Raw genomic sequence first — 15,057 nt, 5'->3', positions numbered from 1 at the left:
GAATCAAACTTTCTCTATCTCGCTTTATCACAGCAGTAATACTATTTCGTAGTTGCTTCTTTACTTGATTTGGCATTCTATCCACCTCCTTGAGCCTAAGTATAGCAAAAAAAGATTTCGAAAGCTCAATTTAGGAGCTTTCGAAATCCTTAACTTAATGACATTGACTGGACCTGCCTCGCTTTTTAATTTCAAGGCTCGGGATAAAAAGGTCCACTGGACCTTTTTATTTACCTAGTTTCGCTTTAGCAGCGTCTGCCAAGGCTGTGAAGGCTGCTGCATCGTTCACAGCAAGGTCCGCAAGCATTTTACGGTTTACTTCGATTTCAGCCAATTTCAAGCCATGCATCATTTGTGAGTATGAAAGTCCGTTCATACGAGCTGCCGCATTGATACGTGTAATCCATAGTTTACGGAAGTCACGTTTCTTTTGACGACGGTCACGGTATGCATAGTAGTAAGAGTTCATCACTTGTTCTTTCGCTGTGCGGAACAAGATATGTTTAGCTCCATAGTAACCCTTAGCGAGTTTTAGAATACGTTTACGACGTTTGCGTGATACAACGCCACCTTTAACACGTGCCATTTAGTTTTCCTCCAGATTCTAGTTATACGAGTGTGTCTTATTTAAGACCTGTAAGCATTGATTTAATACGTTTGAAGTCTCCTGCAGAAACCATAGAAGCTTTGCGAAGGTGACGACGTTGTTTTTTAGTTTTTCCGTGGAAACGGTGTGAAGTGTAAGCACGGAAGCGTTTAAGTCCGCCTGAACCAGTACGTTTGAAACGTTTAGCAGATGCGCGGTGTGTTTTTTGTTTTGGCATGATTTCTCCTCTTTTCTAATGATCAGACTTTATTTTTTGTCTGGAATTGGTGCCAATTGCATGAACATTTGACGTCCATCCATTTTCGCTCTTTGCTCGATAATGGAAACATCTTGTGTTGCCTGAGCAAAATCAGCGAGAACCTTAGCTCCAATTTCTTTGTGGGTGATCATCCGACCTTTGAATCGAATGGACACTTTGACTTTATTTCCCTTTTCAAGGAATTTGCGTGCATTCCGAAGTTTTGTCTCGAAGTCACCTTTGTCGATGGTTGGACTTAGACGAACTTCTTTGACGGTCACAACGCTTTGTTTCTTCCGTTGTTCCTTTTGCTTTTTCTGGTACTCAAATTTGAACTTACCGTAGTCCATAATTTTAGCAACCGGTGGTTTTGCTTGGGGTTGGATAAGAACCAAATCAACATTGGCATCATCCGCGATGGCTTGAGCTTCACTCAATGGTTTGATTCCAAGCTGCTCCCCTTCAAGACCAATCAAGCGAACTTCACGCACACGAATTTCATCATTGATGAATAAGTCTTGTTTTGCTATGGTGTTCACCTCTTTTTTTTATTTCGAGAAAAACAAGAGTGGGTCTGCTAACGCACACCCACTCACACGAATAGAATCCTTGACAGGACTTGAATCGTAGAGCCAGACAACGTTAGTCGCAAGGCGAGAAGCTCTCACTTCTGCTTTTCTCATGTAAACCATTGTACCACATCAGAACTCTCTGTCAAGTATTATTTTTTTATTTTTTCAATTTTAGATTCAATAAAAGCGACAACCCCATCAATGGATACTCCTGTGGTATCAAAATGGATAGCATCTGCTGCCGGTTTCAAGGGGGAAACTTCCCGGTGACTGTCTTTATAGTCTCTTTCAGCAATCTCTGCCTTTAAGACCTCCAGATCGGTTTCGATGCCTCGGGTCAAATTCTCTTTGTAGCGGCGCTCTGCTCGTTCCTCCACAGAAGCGACTAAGAAAATCTTGACTTGGGCATTCGGTAAAACGGTGGTTCCGATATCCCGACCGTCCATCACAATCTCTCCCGCTTGGGCCAGAGCTTGTTGTTGTTGGACTAATTTTTCCCGAACCTCCGGCAAAGCAGCGACTGTCGATACAGCCTGAGTAACATCGGGTTGGCGAATAGCATCTGTAATCTCAACATCTCCAACATAGACCCATTGTTCGCCGCCCGTATTGCGTCCGAATGAGATTGGGGCAGCATCCAAGGCGGCTACAATTCCAGCAGCATCTTCCAAATCCAGTCCTTCCTGAAGGGCCAGATAGGTTGCTGCCCGATACATAGCTCCTGTATCCAAATACGTATAGCCATGTTTTTTGGCTAGAAGTTTGGCAACGGTGCTTTTTCCACTAGATGCTGGGCCGTCAATGGCAATTTGTAATGCTTGCATGGTGACTCCTACTCAATTCGTACTTCATCACCAGGATTAGCATACCAAGATCCGGTACTCATATTTCCTGGGTTCAAAGCTTCCAGTTCCGCAATGGAAATTCCTGCACGCGCCGCAATGGCTGCTTCTCCCTCACCCGCTTGAACAGTAATGGTCGCTCCTCCAGTGGTATTTCGACGACTGGAACTAGTTGTAGTCTCTTCATCTTCACTAGCCGCTTCCTCATCCGTTGACTCAGCAGTAGTCTCTGTTGAAGAAGCTGCGTTACCAGCAGATACCTCAGAACTATAGAAGCCTTGTACAGCTTCTTGTTGATTGCTACCGCCAACGGATAGGAAAATCAAAACTCCAGAAATAATAATGACTACAATTGCTGTTGCAGACACTGCCCACACCAACCACGAATTGAGTTTATCATCTGAAATTTCACTTTTACGTTTTCTACTCAAAACAATCTACCTCTTTTTCTTGTTTTTTAGCCCTATTCTCTATACAATAGAACTATGAAAGTTACACTTATACCTGAACGCTGCATCGCATGCGGCCTTTGTCAAACTTACTCCGATGTTTTTGACTACCATGACAATGGTATCGTTAAATTCTACCAAACAGACGAACTTAGTCTAGATCTAGACTCTGACCCAGGCCTAATCCAGGCTATTAAAGAATGCCCAACAAAGGCCATCGAACACTAACCCTTGTCCTGGTAATAGACCTCATAATAATCCAAGTGGATGAGATGGTCTGTTAGAACGACCTCCCCCCTGAAATGAGGGTTCAACGCCAAGGCATTAACAAAATACTTCTTGGGCCATTTTCGCATATAATAGGTCAAGCCTTTTTCTTGGCCAAATAAATAAAGGGTAATAGAGGTTTTGGTCACCTCTATTTTTTGTATCTGGTCAATCGCTAATCTAGAAGGATGGAAGGGGTTAGCGGAGATAATCCGTAACGTTCCTGAGTCATAGATGGTAAAATACCGGTGAAATCCAATACCCATTAAAATCATAAACAGTACAAAGGACGACAAAACCACCATTGGAATCCGTGAACTTTCATACATCAAAGCCAAACCCAAAAAAATAGGAACTAAAGAGAGTGACCAATAGATAATCAGGATGGATAGTTGGGGCTGCCAATGGTAGCGTACTTGACCAAAAATTTTTATCATGGTCCACCTCCTCCTTACTAGTTTAGCATAAATGCTAGAAAATGGGGAGACCTTGCTAGGAATTCCCGATAGGAATCACTTGAATCTCCTTTCCTCCCAAAAGAATCAGATACGATTGAATCTTGTTGATTCCATAAGCATGTTTCAGAGCTTGGGTATACAAGGCCATCTGACCACGGTAACGATCAACAAGTCGAGCTGGATTCCGATAACGGTCTGTTTTGTAGTCAAATAAAATAATTTCATCTTCAAACAAGAGATACCCATCTAAAATCCCCCGAACTACAAATTCCTCACCACTAGCTGGATCTTTCTGCAACATGGCAAAAGGGGCTTCCCTGTGGAGTCGAGAAGGGTTGGCTAAAAAGAGTTGCCCCAGTTCTGTTTGGAAAAAGTCCATAACCTTATTCAAGGGCAAAGCCTTAGCCAAAGCTGGCTCCAATTTCATCTGAGCCAGACGCTCCTCCAGAACCTCTTGATCCACTCTTCCTTGGGATAAATCTAAACCTTGCATAAAGGCATGGAGGCTCGACCCAATCTGACTCGCTTTAATGGCTGACTTCTTCCGACCAAGTTCTGGCAAAGGAAAGTCCAGAGGCATAGCCTGTGCCGGCTCCATATAAGCCACACCTTCTTGATCAAAGACTGGTTGATAAAGATCCTTAACCTGACTAGGAGTTCGCACGGTTGGTAACTGGATAGCTGCCTGGTAGAGACTATTCAGACGATCTACATTCTCAATAATCTCCAAAGCACGGGTCAAATCCTCTGACTGGCGGTTGGCTGTTAGGTCATCCGGATCCACGGGTAGAGTCGGAACTGTCTCTTGTGGCTCTTGTAAGTTCAGATCCTCCTGTCCTAGGAAGGTTACAGCCATTTCCTGTTTAAAGCTAGGAAAGGCAGACGCAACCGCCAAGACCCAATCTTGAAAATTCTTATAACTCAGACGGTCACTGGCTGCTAAAACCTGACTAGGACCGATTCCTGGATAAGCATCTTCCAACTTACTCCGCTTCCCTCTTCCAATCAGAAAGAGTTGCTTCTCAGCCCGTGTCATCGCGACATATAACAATCGCATTTCTTCTGACAGAGTCTGCCGGCGCTTCTCCTGCCGAATCCGTTGGTAATTGAGAGAAGGCAAAGACAGACGAACGGATTGCAGGTGATTGGGCTTGTCATTGGGAGTCTCCAGCACCTTGACGGACTGAATTCCAATTCCCAAATCCCGACTCAGGAGCATCCGCCCCTTAGAATCCTCGCTATTAAAATCCTTGTCTAAATTGTAGATAAAGACATAAGGGAACTCCAACCCCTTACTCTTATGGATTGTCAGGATTTGAACTGCATCCTCGTCCACTTCCGTGACCACATCCGCCAAGTCCTTGTCCGCCGCAAGGATTTTTTCAATGCGGTCGACAAAGCGAGCTAAGCCCTTATAGCCACCTTGCTCGAATTGCCGAGCCCGCAAGGCTAAGGAATAAAGATTGGCTTGCCGCTTGGCCCCATCCGGCAAAGCTCCAACATAATCATAGTAGTGTCGCTGATTGTAAATTTTCCAAATCAAATCATAGAGACTATGCAATTTCGCATAATCCCGCCAGAAATTCAGATACTCCAAGAAAAGACTGATTTTCTCCTGAAGGGCTGTCTCCATTAAGTCTGGCGCAGCCCCTGTACCTGCATGGGCTTTTTTCATTTTTTCAAAAAAGGATAGGGGAGCTTCCTGCTCTTGCAAGGCTATGCGGGCCAATTGATCCTCATCAAATCCGAACATGGGCGATTTGAGGAGAGCCAAGAGGGCGTAATCCTGCAAGGGATTGTGCAGAGCTCGCAAGGTATCCAACATGACCATCACCTCAACGGCTTGGAGGTAGGAACCCTGACCCTGATCCTCGAGGTGGGGAATCTGCCATTGCTGGAAGAGGTCCACCAAGGACTTATTACGGGTTCGACTTTCAACCAAGACACACATATCTTTATAAGGAACACCGGAATTGTGAAGATCCTGAATCTGAGAAAGCAAGACATGACCTTCATTTAAAACGCCTTCGCTTTCTTGATCAAAGATCAAACACTGGGCTTGAGCTTGCAAATCCGCTTGCTTCTGACCAGCACTTCCGGCAACCAAATAATGAACCTGATTGTAGTCAATTTCTCCAACTTCCTCGTCCATCAGGTGTTTGAAAAGACCATTGGTCGCTTGCAAAACAGACTCTTGGCTCCGGAAGTTCTCCTTGAGCAAAATCAACTGTCCAGCCTGAGGATTACCTTGGTACAACTTAAACTTCTGGTTAAAAATTTCAGGTTCAGCCTGGCGGAAACGGTAAATGGACTGTTTAATATCCCCCACCATAAAACGGTTGTGACCATTAGAGATGAGTTCCAACACTTCCTCTTGTAGGGAGTTGGTATCCTGGTACTCGTCAATCATAATTTCATGATAGGTCGCCACTAACTCCTCACGTAAATCTGGAAATTCCCGCAAAAGCTGCAGCACTAGGTGACTGACATCACTAAAGGTAAAGGCATTTTCGGCCAATTTAGCCTGGTGGAGGGCCTGATAATAATCCCTCACAAAGCCCTTAAGAGCATCGAGTATCTCAGCGACATTTGCTTCTTGTTCCAAGATAAAGGGCAGGGATTGCAGCCCTTGAACTTGGTCCACAATGGTCTTGAGAAAATCGTATTTCACCCCAGCCACAGTAATCACCCCTGTTTTGGGAAGGAGAGATAAAATCTGGCTAAGCTCCTCTTCCAGTTCTGCCCATGATAGTGTCGAATCCAGACCTTGAGCCAAGGCGCGCAATTCTTCCATCATCTGTTCATGTTTGAGAAAGGCAGCCGTTTTCTTGCCATCCTTTTTGAACATTTTATAATCCGGATCTTGTGTGAGGTCGTAGATTAGATCAGCAGCCGTCCAACAGTCAGCCGCCAAGCTTGGATATAACTCCCGCGAGATTTGCCGTAAATCCTGACTTTCCTGAGGATTTACCGCCTGTTCCAACCATTCCAGCGGTTGGGGCAAGGCATCCATAAACTCAGCCAGGTCATAAACTACCCTACGGAAACCGGAGATATCCTTGGCTTGGCCCGTGAAATTAGTAACCAGATTGTAAAAGTCCTCTTCTCCTGAACCAGAACTATAGCGTTCAAAGACTTGCGCAAAGACCTCCTTCTGAAATTGGAGCAGTTCACTAGGGTCGGAGAGAATCCGAAAATTAGGACTGACACTCAGGCGGTAGCCCTCTCTTGAAAGCAGCTTCTGGTTAAAGGCATCCATAGTGCCAATATCGCTGTGAGGCAAGAGTTGTCGCTGACGCAGTAAGTGCTCCCGTAAAACAGGACTTAAGTTCTGATCCGATAATTTTTCCGTTAACTTGGCTTGAAGCCGTTCCTTGAGTTCGCCAGCAGCTTTAACCGTAAAGGTCGATACAAACAGCTGATCAATCCCAATACCACGGCTAAGCTGATCCATGATCCTCTCAACCATCACAAAGGTCTTACCAGACCCCGCCGAAGCCGAAACCAAGATATTTTGGCCAGAGCTATAAATGGCTAAAATCTGTTCAGGAGTCCGTTTGCGGTCGGTTTGCAGCTGTGCCTCTTTTTCTTGCAAGAGGTGAATCTCTTCTGGCTTTAAAAACGGTACAGGTTTCATCTTATTCCTCCTCCTGCCTTTGCATATCCAATTCTTGACGAATTTTTACCAACCAGTCGTCCTTGTTGGCGACCCCTTCAAACTGGTCCAGAATTCGTAGGTTCTGGTAATGATAGGGTGTTTCAAACTGAGTAATGGCCTTGTACTGGTCGACATAAGCGCGCACCGATTGACCATCTTCACTAATGGGGTGAACAGGAAATTGCCCTTGCCGGATGGCTTGTCCAGCCCTTTGGAAGAGCAGACGATTATAGGCTAGGAGCAGAGCCAGTTCTTCTTCCTCTAAGGTAAAGTCCTTGCGACCGCTTTTCAGCAAATATTGATCCGTCAACCGATTTTTCTCCTTGCTCAAGAAGAGGCCCTTGTAGGTAAATTCTTTCATGGCTTGAGCTAGATACTGACCGGATTCTTCTTGTTTTTTAAAGGAAATCAAAGGATTGTTGAGATGGAAATACATGGCTCCAAAAACCTGATCCTTGGACAGGTAATCGAGGTAGGTCACCAGCTGAGAGTTCAGACCATTGTAAAAATCTTGATAAGAAAAGCTCTGATTCGCTGACTTGTAGTCTACCACCCCTTTAATCGAGGTTCCTTGAAGCTGGTCAATGCGATCGATAACCCCGCTCACATAGAGCTTGTCTTGAGGTGATAGGAGGTAGTGGAAATATAGCTCTTCCTCCAGAGTTTCCGTGACAGGTGCTTCCAAAGTTTTGGCCGATGTCCGAACAATATCCAACAAAATTCGTTGAGAAAAACGACTTTCACCGTCCAAACCATACCGGTAGCGCACATAGGCTTCTTGATTCACTGTTTCAATCGCTCTTTGTAAGGCTTGTGCCGGTTCTCCATCAGATAAATGCTCAAAATATTCCTCAAAAATTTGGTGCATGTACTGGCCATGAATCCGCGCATCAGGGTGAATACTGCCTTCTTCACGTAGGCGAAGCACATGTTTGAGGTAGTAGGAATAAGGATTCTTGTAATAGTCAGTCAAGCTGGAAACAGACAACTTGAGACCTTGATCTTGTGGATAGAGTCGAGCCAAGGTCTCCTCCTGTAAGGGACGACTCTGAACCTGGTAGGTCAAACCAGGCAGACTGAATCCTTCTTGAGCCAAATGACGACGCAGGTGTCGAATCAAGGCCTTCCAATAGGATTCTTCCTCCGCCTTCCACTCCGCCTGAATGCCTTCCTGATAAAGATCCACTACTTGGGACAGGAGTCCTTGATAGGAACCGATATCATCCGGAGTTCGACCTTGCTTGTGTGACTCTGTCCACTGAATACCAAATTTCCCTAGGACTTGCAGGTAAGGAGAGGGCCGCTTTTCACTATTATCAATCTGACCTGGACAAGTTAGATACAGGGCTTCCTCTGCCGCATTTAAGAGAGACAGGGCGGTAAAATGATTCTTAGGCCCATTTTCTCGCCAAGGAATCATCAACGCTTGCCCTTGATCCACATGTTGATTGAGTTTTTCCTTTTCTTCAATGGTCAGAAGCCCTATTTCTCCCCCTTCTTTAGGGAAGAAATCCTCCGCTAAGCCGATGGCAAAGACCTGCTTGGCCACCAAGGGCTGGACCAAATCATAAGACTGAACCTGAACCACATCAACCGTAGCTGGCACCGTCCGAAAACTGGCCAACTGGATGCCAGCCCGCCAGAGTTCCAAGAATTCTGCGACTGTCAGGGGCGTATCTCCCACCAACTGATCCATTTGCGCAAACAAGTCCGTAAAAGCTTTCCAAACCTCGGCCTGCTGCTCCTGCTCCCGCAAATCCAAGCCCTGACTTAACCGGACCAAGTTGGCTGGCAAAGCGATTTCCTCTAACAGAGTCCGAAACTTCTTGAGGAGACTAGCCCCTTTTTGTTTTTTGGCTTTGACAAAAGGAAGAAGGGGCGCTAGAATCGCATCTCGGATGTGGTTAAGCTTGTCCAAATCGTAGCGATCTCCGTCATTGGAGGTAAAGGTCCGCTGCAAGGCTGTCAAACCATTGGTATCGCTGAAACGCAAATAGGATTCCAACTGGTCTAACTCTTCAGTCTCAAAGTTTCCATAAAGGCCTGTCTGCAAAAGATTGGTCAAATCCTCTCGACGAAAATGCCGACGAACCAAACTTTCCAGGGACTCCACAAAGTGAATGAGAGGATGGTCAGACATGGCTTCCCGGCGACCGATATAGAAGGGGATTTGATAGCGATCAAAAATAGTCGCTACCTGCGGAGCATAGGTCTCCACATCCCCCAAGAGCAAGCGGATTTCCTTATAACGGTAACCATCTGCTAGGAGACGGCGAATCTGCCGTGCCACCCATTCGACTTCCGCTTGTGGATTTCCCCATTTATGTAAGAAAAGAGGGACCTCTAGCGGAGGCAGGTCCTGTTTAGGACCAAATTCATAAAAAATTTCTAGCCTATCCGTTAGTTCTTGAAAGGCATCTTGAACTCCAGCAGAACCTTCCACAATCTGAGCCTGAAAATCCCTCCCTAGATCTTGAAGAAATTCCACACTGGCTTGATAGAGATTTCCTTCAAGGTACTGCTGCTTCCGTGCACGCCCGCTGGCATAAGTCCCAACGACAATGGGACAACCCTTGCGATGCAAGAGCCCCAAGAGGTGCTTTTCCTCAGCAGAAAAACGAGTAAATCCATCAATGACCAAGGCCACCTTGTCCAAGCTCGAATCCAAACGGCCAGATTCTAGCTTGCTGATGAAATCGGACAAGGCCGTTGCAGGCAGGTAGCCTTCAGCAACCATACTTTCATCTAAAGCTTGAAAAATCAGCTGCAAATCATGGGCTTTTGCCGGATTGTCCAAATAGTTCAAATCCTCCAGACTCATCCGGGCTTCCTGCAATTCTTTATACAGCTTGGCTACTTCCTGCACAAATCCTGGATCCTTCCGAATCCGTCCATAAGCTCTATACTGATCGAGGGGGAAGGTCTGTAAAACCCGATAAATCAACAATTGCAGCCCCAAATCATCCAAGCGTTGGACTTCTGTCTCCTGATCCAGCAGCAAATAGCGGGTCATTTGTTGGAAACGGGTCACCGTGATACCAAAAGAAGCCTTTTTGGGCAGACATGCCAAAACCTGTCTTTCTTTTTCGAAAGACAGGGAGTTGGGAGCAATGTAAAAGACACGGTAACCTTTGGATTCCAGGTCCAAAGCTTCCTGAACCAAATCCTTAACCAGATTGGCCCGGATTGAAGCGTAAATTACTTTCATGTTTAACCTTCCATTAGAGGAGATTGGAGATAGCGGAAAATCAAATCAGAGGTAGCCTTCAAGGAATCGACATGGGTGCGCTCATAAGAATGGCTAGATTCGATCCCCGGACCGATTAAAGCGTGGCGCACGTCCCATCCAGCACTCATAGCTGCCGAAGCATCACTGCCGTAGAAGGGATAAATATCAATTTTGTAGGGAATGTCAAATTCCTGAGCCAAGGCTTCTAGCTGGCGACGGAAACCATAATGATAGGGACCCGTCGCATCCTTGCTACAAATGGAAACCGTGTATTCATCCGTGGCTTGGTCATCACCCATGGCTCCCATATCCACAGCTAGATATTCCACCACCTGGTCTGGGATGGACGAATTAGCTCCATGACCAACCTCTTCAAAGGTTGAGAACATAAAGTGCGTGGTTACTGGAAACTGAATTCCTTCAGATTGAATCTGTTCCAAGAGCGCTAACAAAATCGCAACACTGGCCTTGTCATCCAAAAAACGACTCTTAACAAAACCTGTCTCCGTCACTTGAGTCCGTGGATCAAAGGAAACATAGTCGCCAACCTGAATCCCCAAAGCTTGAGTCTCTTCTGCCTTAGTCACCTTGGCATCCAAGCGAACTTCCATATTCTCCTGGCTCCGCTCAAGAGTCCCTGCATCCTTATAGACATGGGTAGAGGTTTGGTGTAACAAAATCGTCCCTGAAACCGTCGAAGCATCTGCCAAATGAACCAAACAATTCTCCCCTTCAATCATGTTCCAAGGAAAACCACCAACCCGGTCTAACTTTAGACGACCATCCGGTTTAATGGCCCGGACCATGGCGCCCAAGGTATCCACATGGGCTGTCAACAGACGGGCAGGCCCTTCCTCTTTTCCCTTCAAAGTTACTAAGACATTTCCTTTGGGACTGACCTGAGGTTCTAACCCCAGGTTTTCCAAAGTCTCCACCAAATAGGTCACCACATCCTGGGTAAAACCAGTTGGGGAAGGAATTGCGAGTAAGTTTTTAAGATAGGCTACAATTTTCATCATTTTCTCCTTTGTATAGTCTTTTAGTTTACTTTTAGTACAAGGCAGCGAGTCGTAGACAGTACTGAAGTACGGCAAGACGAGCTAACACAGTAATAAAAGATAAACTAAAAGAGTATAAAAAGCGGGTGGGCTTTTGCCCACCCACCTCTTCCTTGGTTATTCATACTCATTAAATTTTAAAATCTGACTTTGTCATGCCTCCTTGATGAACCTTAGTTCAACCTTCGTCGTCCTTCCTCGTCATTTTTTTAAAATTTTTCGAGTATCCTGGTTTTGACATTCATTGGTTATTCGTCATCCATGGATAGGACACTCAAGAAGGCTTCTTGAGGGACTTCAACTGATCCGATGGCTTTCATCCGTTTTTTACCAGCTTTTTGTTTTTCTAAGAGTTTGCGTTTCCGAGAAACATCACCGCCATAACACTTGGCCAAGACGTTTTTCCGAAGGGCCTTGATATCAGTACGGGCCACGATTTTATGACCAATCGCCGCTTGAATCGGAACTTCAAACTGCTGACGAGGAATGATTTTCTTAAGCTTCTCAACAATGACTTTTCCACGTTCATAGGCAAATTCCTTGTGGACAATGAAGCTAAGAGCATCAACCTTATCACCATTGAGAAGAATATCCATTTTCACCAATTGTGATTTCCGATACTCCGAAATTTCGTAATCGAAGCTAGCGTAACCACGCGTCGATGATTTTAATTTATCAAAGAAATCAAAAACAATCTCAGCTAGTGGAATTTGGTAAATGACATTGACACGGTTCTCATCGATGTAATCCATGGTCACAAAATCTCCCCGCTTACGCTGAGCCAACTCCATCACAGCCCCAACAAATTCTTGCGGAACCATAATTTGCGCCTTCACATACGGCTCTTCAATCGAATCGATTTTAGTTGGATCTGGGAACTCGCTTGGATTGGAGACATCGATCACTTCGCCATCTGTTAGGTTAACCTGATAGATAACCGATGGCGCTGTCATGATCAAATCAATATTAAATTCCCGCTCCAAACGCTCTTGAATAACATCCATATGAAGCAGTCCCAAGAAACCACAGCGGAATCCAAAGCCCAAGGCCTGTGACGTTTCTGGTTCAAATTGAAGAGAGGCATCATTCAGTTGCAATTTCTCTAGTGCTTCACGCAAATCGTTGTATTTGTTAGACTCGATTGGGTAAAGACCCGCAAAGACCATGGGATTCATCTGCTTGTAACCATCCAAAGGCGCATCTGCTGGATTCGAAGCCAAGGTCACAGTATCCCCGACACGGGTATCCTGAACGGTCTTAATGGACGCAGCAATGTAACCAACATCCCCTGTTGCCAAGTAATCTCGCCCCACCGCTTTTGGCGTGAAGATTCCAACTTCGGTCACATCGAAAGTCTTACCATTACTCATCAATTGAATCTTATCCCCAGGCTTGACCACACCGTCCATAACCCGAACTTGAAGAATAACCCCACGGTAAGCATCATAAACAGAGTCAAAAATTAAGGCTTTTAGCGGAGCTTCCACATCACCCGCTGGTGCAGGCACCTTCTCCACAATCTGTTCTAGGATTTCTTCTATACCAATACCTGCTTTAGCAGAAGCCAAAATCGCTTCAGAGGCATCTAAGCCAATAACATCCTCAACCTCTGTCCGCACGCGCTCGGGATCAGCAGCCGGCAAATCAATTTTATTAATGACCGGCAAAATTTCCAAATCATTGTCTAAAGCCAGGTACACATTGGCCAAGGTTTGCGCCTCAATCCCTTGAGCCGCATCCACTACCAAAATAGCTCCCTCACAAGCCGCCAAAGAACGGGAAACTTCATAAGTGAAGTCCACATGCCCCGGGGTGTCAATCAAGTGAAAAATGTAAGTCTCGCCATCCTTAGCCGTATAATTCAATTCAATAGCGTTAAGCTTAATGGTAATCCCCCGCTCACGCTCCAAATCCATACTATCTAAAAGTTGCGCCTGCATCTCCCGACTGGAAACCGTCTCCGTAGCCTCCAAAATCCGGTCCGCCAACGTCGACTTCCCATGGTCAATATGGGCAATAATAGAGAAATTTCGAATCTTCTCCTGCCTTGCCTTTAATTCCTCAAAATTCATAAACACAATCTCTTTCTTTTCAGATCTAAGCTCCTACCATTATAACAAGAACCCCCTCGCTTTTCAACGAGGGGCAAGACTTTCGCTTCTGCTATATCGAAAAAATTCTTTAGGGCACCTCGAAAAAGTTGATGTATTCCATTAACTTTTAAAAAAGGGACGCTTGCTCTCCAATTTCCAACAAACGTCCCTTTATTTTCTGTTTTTCCATCCCTAATATCGGGATAATTCTGATTTTTGGGCGCACTAAGCCCATGTATTCAAATTCAGTCGTTTGATCTGTTCAAAACGACAAATATTATACATCAGATTTGTAAGTGTGACATTCGTCTTGGCACGCTTAAAACCAATACCTCGGAAGGTACTGCCTTTCATAGTGTTTTCAATAAAGCCAAAGACATGTTCTACTCGGCAACGAATTCGTGATAGCTTGCGATTAAACTTCTTGTCGACATCGGTAAGTGGAGTATTACGATAAGGGCGACGAGCAGTATAGTGCTTACATCCTTCTGGTACAGGTTTGCCAACATAAGCACTATCATCAAAAACAGGCTCGTGAGTATCACAAAGTTCAGCTAATACGTTAGAATCGTGCACATTAGCTGCTGTTACTTGGAAATTTTTAATGAGCTTTGATTTGGAGTCGACACAGACATGGTTTTTATAGCCAAAGTGATTTTGGTCTCCCTTTTTAGTCCATCGTGCATCTGTGTCTTTCTGAGAACGTTTAGGAGCATCCCAGTCCTCTGGCACCTTTCCTTCTTTGATTTGTTTATTTTCTTTCCGAGAATTTCTTTGTCTAGGTGCTTCCACAAAACTGGCGTCAACAATCTGCCCTTTGTGAGCCAGTAAGCCTTCTTCTTCTAACATAGAGGAAAAACAGTCAAACAACTTTTGTTCTTTACCGGATTTACTAAGACGTTCCCTGTAAAGCCAAATTGTTTTAGCATCTGGAACTCGCTCGTCATCGCAGCCAACAAAACGACGAAAAGACAGACGATCCAGCAATTGGTACTCCATGGCTTCGTCTGACAAATTATAGAGGCGTGCAAGAAGAAGGATTTTAAACATCATAAGGTAGTTATAGGGAGGTCTACCACCCTTAGAAGGATCTTACTCACTATTTCCAAAAATACGGTTCAGGATTGGGAGAAACATTGCCCATTTCACAGTCTTATCAAGTCGTTCGAGTGGATTTCCCAATTGTGAAAGTTTTTCTAGAAGTCGTTCATCGTCGGAAAATAATAGCATGATAGCACCTCGTTCATCTTAGTAGTACTATTATCTCATAAGATTCCTTTAGAGAAAATAGGAAAAAGCGGTCTACATACCGTAGTGGAATCATCAGCAGTTGAGAAACAACTGCTAGATGACGGAGATTTCGAGACCTTGGCTCGAAATCTAGTGATGAGACTCCGGAAGGAGGCTGCTCACGTCCGCACTACAAAATATGAAGACCCGCTTAAATTAAATTTTCGACTGGAAAGGCAACACCTATTTGGACAAATTTATAAATTCTTTTTCGTCAGACCTTAGTCTGACGTCCATAGGTGTCTGGTAATTGAGGCTTCCATGGATCCTTTGGTGATTCCACCAGTGAATGTAAT

General features: G+C 45.0%; 11 protein-coding genes, 1 pseudogene and 1 other annotated feature. Of the genes and pseudogenes, 1 reads left to right on the top strand and 11 read right to left on the bottom strand.

What is annotated here, in order from left to right:
* Positions 1-226: 226 nt before the first annotated feature.
* From rplT to I1A59_RS07920, 5 genes are all read right to left on the bottom strand, one after another.
* Positions 227-586, bottom strand: coding sequence for a 50S ribosomal protein L20 (gene rplT / locus I1A59_RS07940; protein WP_135037785.1), 360 nt, complete (start codon positions 584-586; stop codon positions 227-229).
* Between the two features lie 37 nt (positions 587-623).
* Positions 624-824, bottom strand: a complete 201-nt coding sequence (gene rpmI, locus I1A59_RS07935; RefSeq protein ID WP_135037788.1) for a 50S ribosomal protein L35 — start codon at positions 822-824, stop codon at positions 624-626.
* A 29-nt stretch (positions 825-853) separates the two neighbouring features.
* Positions 854-1,384: a translation initiation factor IF-3 gene (gene infC, locus I1A59_RS07930; RefSeq protein ID WP_135037791.1), complete on the bottom strand. Its 531-nt coding sequence runs from the start codon at positions 1,382-1,384 to the stop codon at positions 854-856.
* A gap of 15 nt (positions 1,385-1,399) precedes the next feature.
* Positions 1,400-1,527, bottom strand: a sequence feature (ribosomal protein L20 leader region).
* A 39-nt stretch (positions 1,528-1,566) separates the two neighbouring features.
* Positions 1,567-2,241, bottom strand: coding sequence for a (d)CMP kinase (gene cmk, locus I1A59_RS07925; protein ID WP_196092242.1), 675 nt, complete (start codon positions 2,239-2,241; stop codon positions 1,567-1,569).
* Between the two features lie 8 nt (positions 2,242-2,249).
* Positions 2,250-2,690 carry an SAG1386/EF1546 family surface-associated protein gene (locus I1A59_RS07920; protein WP_210766477.1) on the bottom strand — a complete coding sequence of 147 codons (441 nt, stop codon included), beginning with the start codon at positions 2,688-2,690 and terminating at the stop codon, positions 2,250-2,252.
* Between the two features lie 54 nt (positions 2,691-2,744).
* Between I1A59_RS07920 and I1A59_RS07915 the strand changes: the two genes are divergently transcribed.
* Entirely contained in the window at positions 2,745-2,936 is a 192-nt protein-coding gene (locus I1A59_RS07915) for a ferredoxin (protein ID WP_196092241.1), read from the top strand.
* Here the strand turns inward: I1A59_RS07915 and I1A59_RS07910 are convergent.
* The 6 genes and pseudogenes from I1A59_RS07910 to I1A59_RS07885 form a co-directional block, all read right to left on the bottom strand.
* The gene (locus tag I1A59_RS07910; protein WP_196092240.1) at positions 2,933-3,412 is read right to left on the bottom strand and encodes an EbsA family protein; all 480 of its coding nucleotides are present in this window, start codon (positions 3,410-3,412) and stop codon (positions 2,933-2,935) included. The genes I1A59_RS07915 and I1A59_RS07910 overlap by 4 nt on opposite strands.
* Before the next feature lie 55 nt (positions 3,413-3,467).
* The gene (gene addA / locus I1A59_RS07905; protein ID WP_196092239.1) at positions 3,468-7,070 is read right to left on the bottom strand and encodes a helicase-exonuclease AddAB subunit AddA; all 3,603 of its coding nucleotides are present in this window, start codon (positions 7,068-7,070) and stop codon (positions 3,468-3,470) included.
* Between the two features lies 1 nt (position 7,071).
* Positions 7,072-10,299: an ATP-dependent nuclease subunit B gene (rexB, locus tag I1A59_RS07900; protein WP_196092238.1), complete on the bottom strand. Its 3,228-nt coding sequence runs from the start codon at positions 10,297-10,299 to the stop codon at positions 7,072-7,074.
* 2 nt (positions 10,300-10,301) lie between these two features.
* Positions 10,302-11,339: a M42 family metallopeptidase gene (locus tag I1A59_RS07895; protein ID WP_196092237.1), complete on the bottom strand. Its 1,038-nt coding sequence runs from the start codon at positions 11,337-11,339 to the stop codon at positions 10,302-10,304.
* Between the two features lie 287 nt (positions 11,340-11,626).
* Positions 11,627-13,450: a translation elongation factor 4 gene (gene lepA, locus I1A59_RS07890; protein ID WP_196092236.1), complete on the bottom strand. Its 1,824-nt coding sequence runs from the start codon at positions 13,448-13,450 to the stop codon at positions 11,627-11,629.
* 246 nt (positions 13,451-13,696) lie between these two features.
* A pseudogene (locus tag I1A59_RS07885) lies at positions 13,697-14,701 on the bottom strand (IS5 family transposase).
* Positions 14,702-15,057: the final 356 nt, after the last annotated feature.

It is taken from the genome of Streptococcus sp. NLN76, from assembly GCF_015686645.1.
Lineage (GTDB): Bacteria > Bacillota > Bacilli > Lactobacillales > Streptococcaceae > Streptococcus.
The sequence above is the reverse complement of the archived record's forward strand: the minus strand, read 5'-3'. Positions and strand labels throughout refer to the sequence as shown.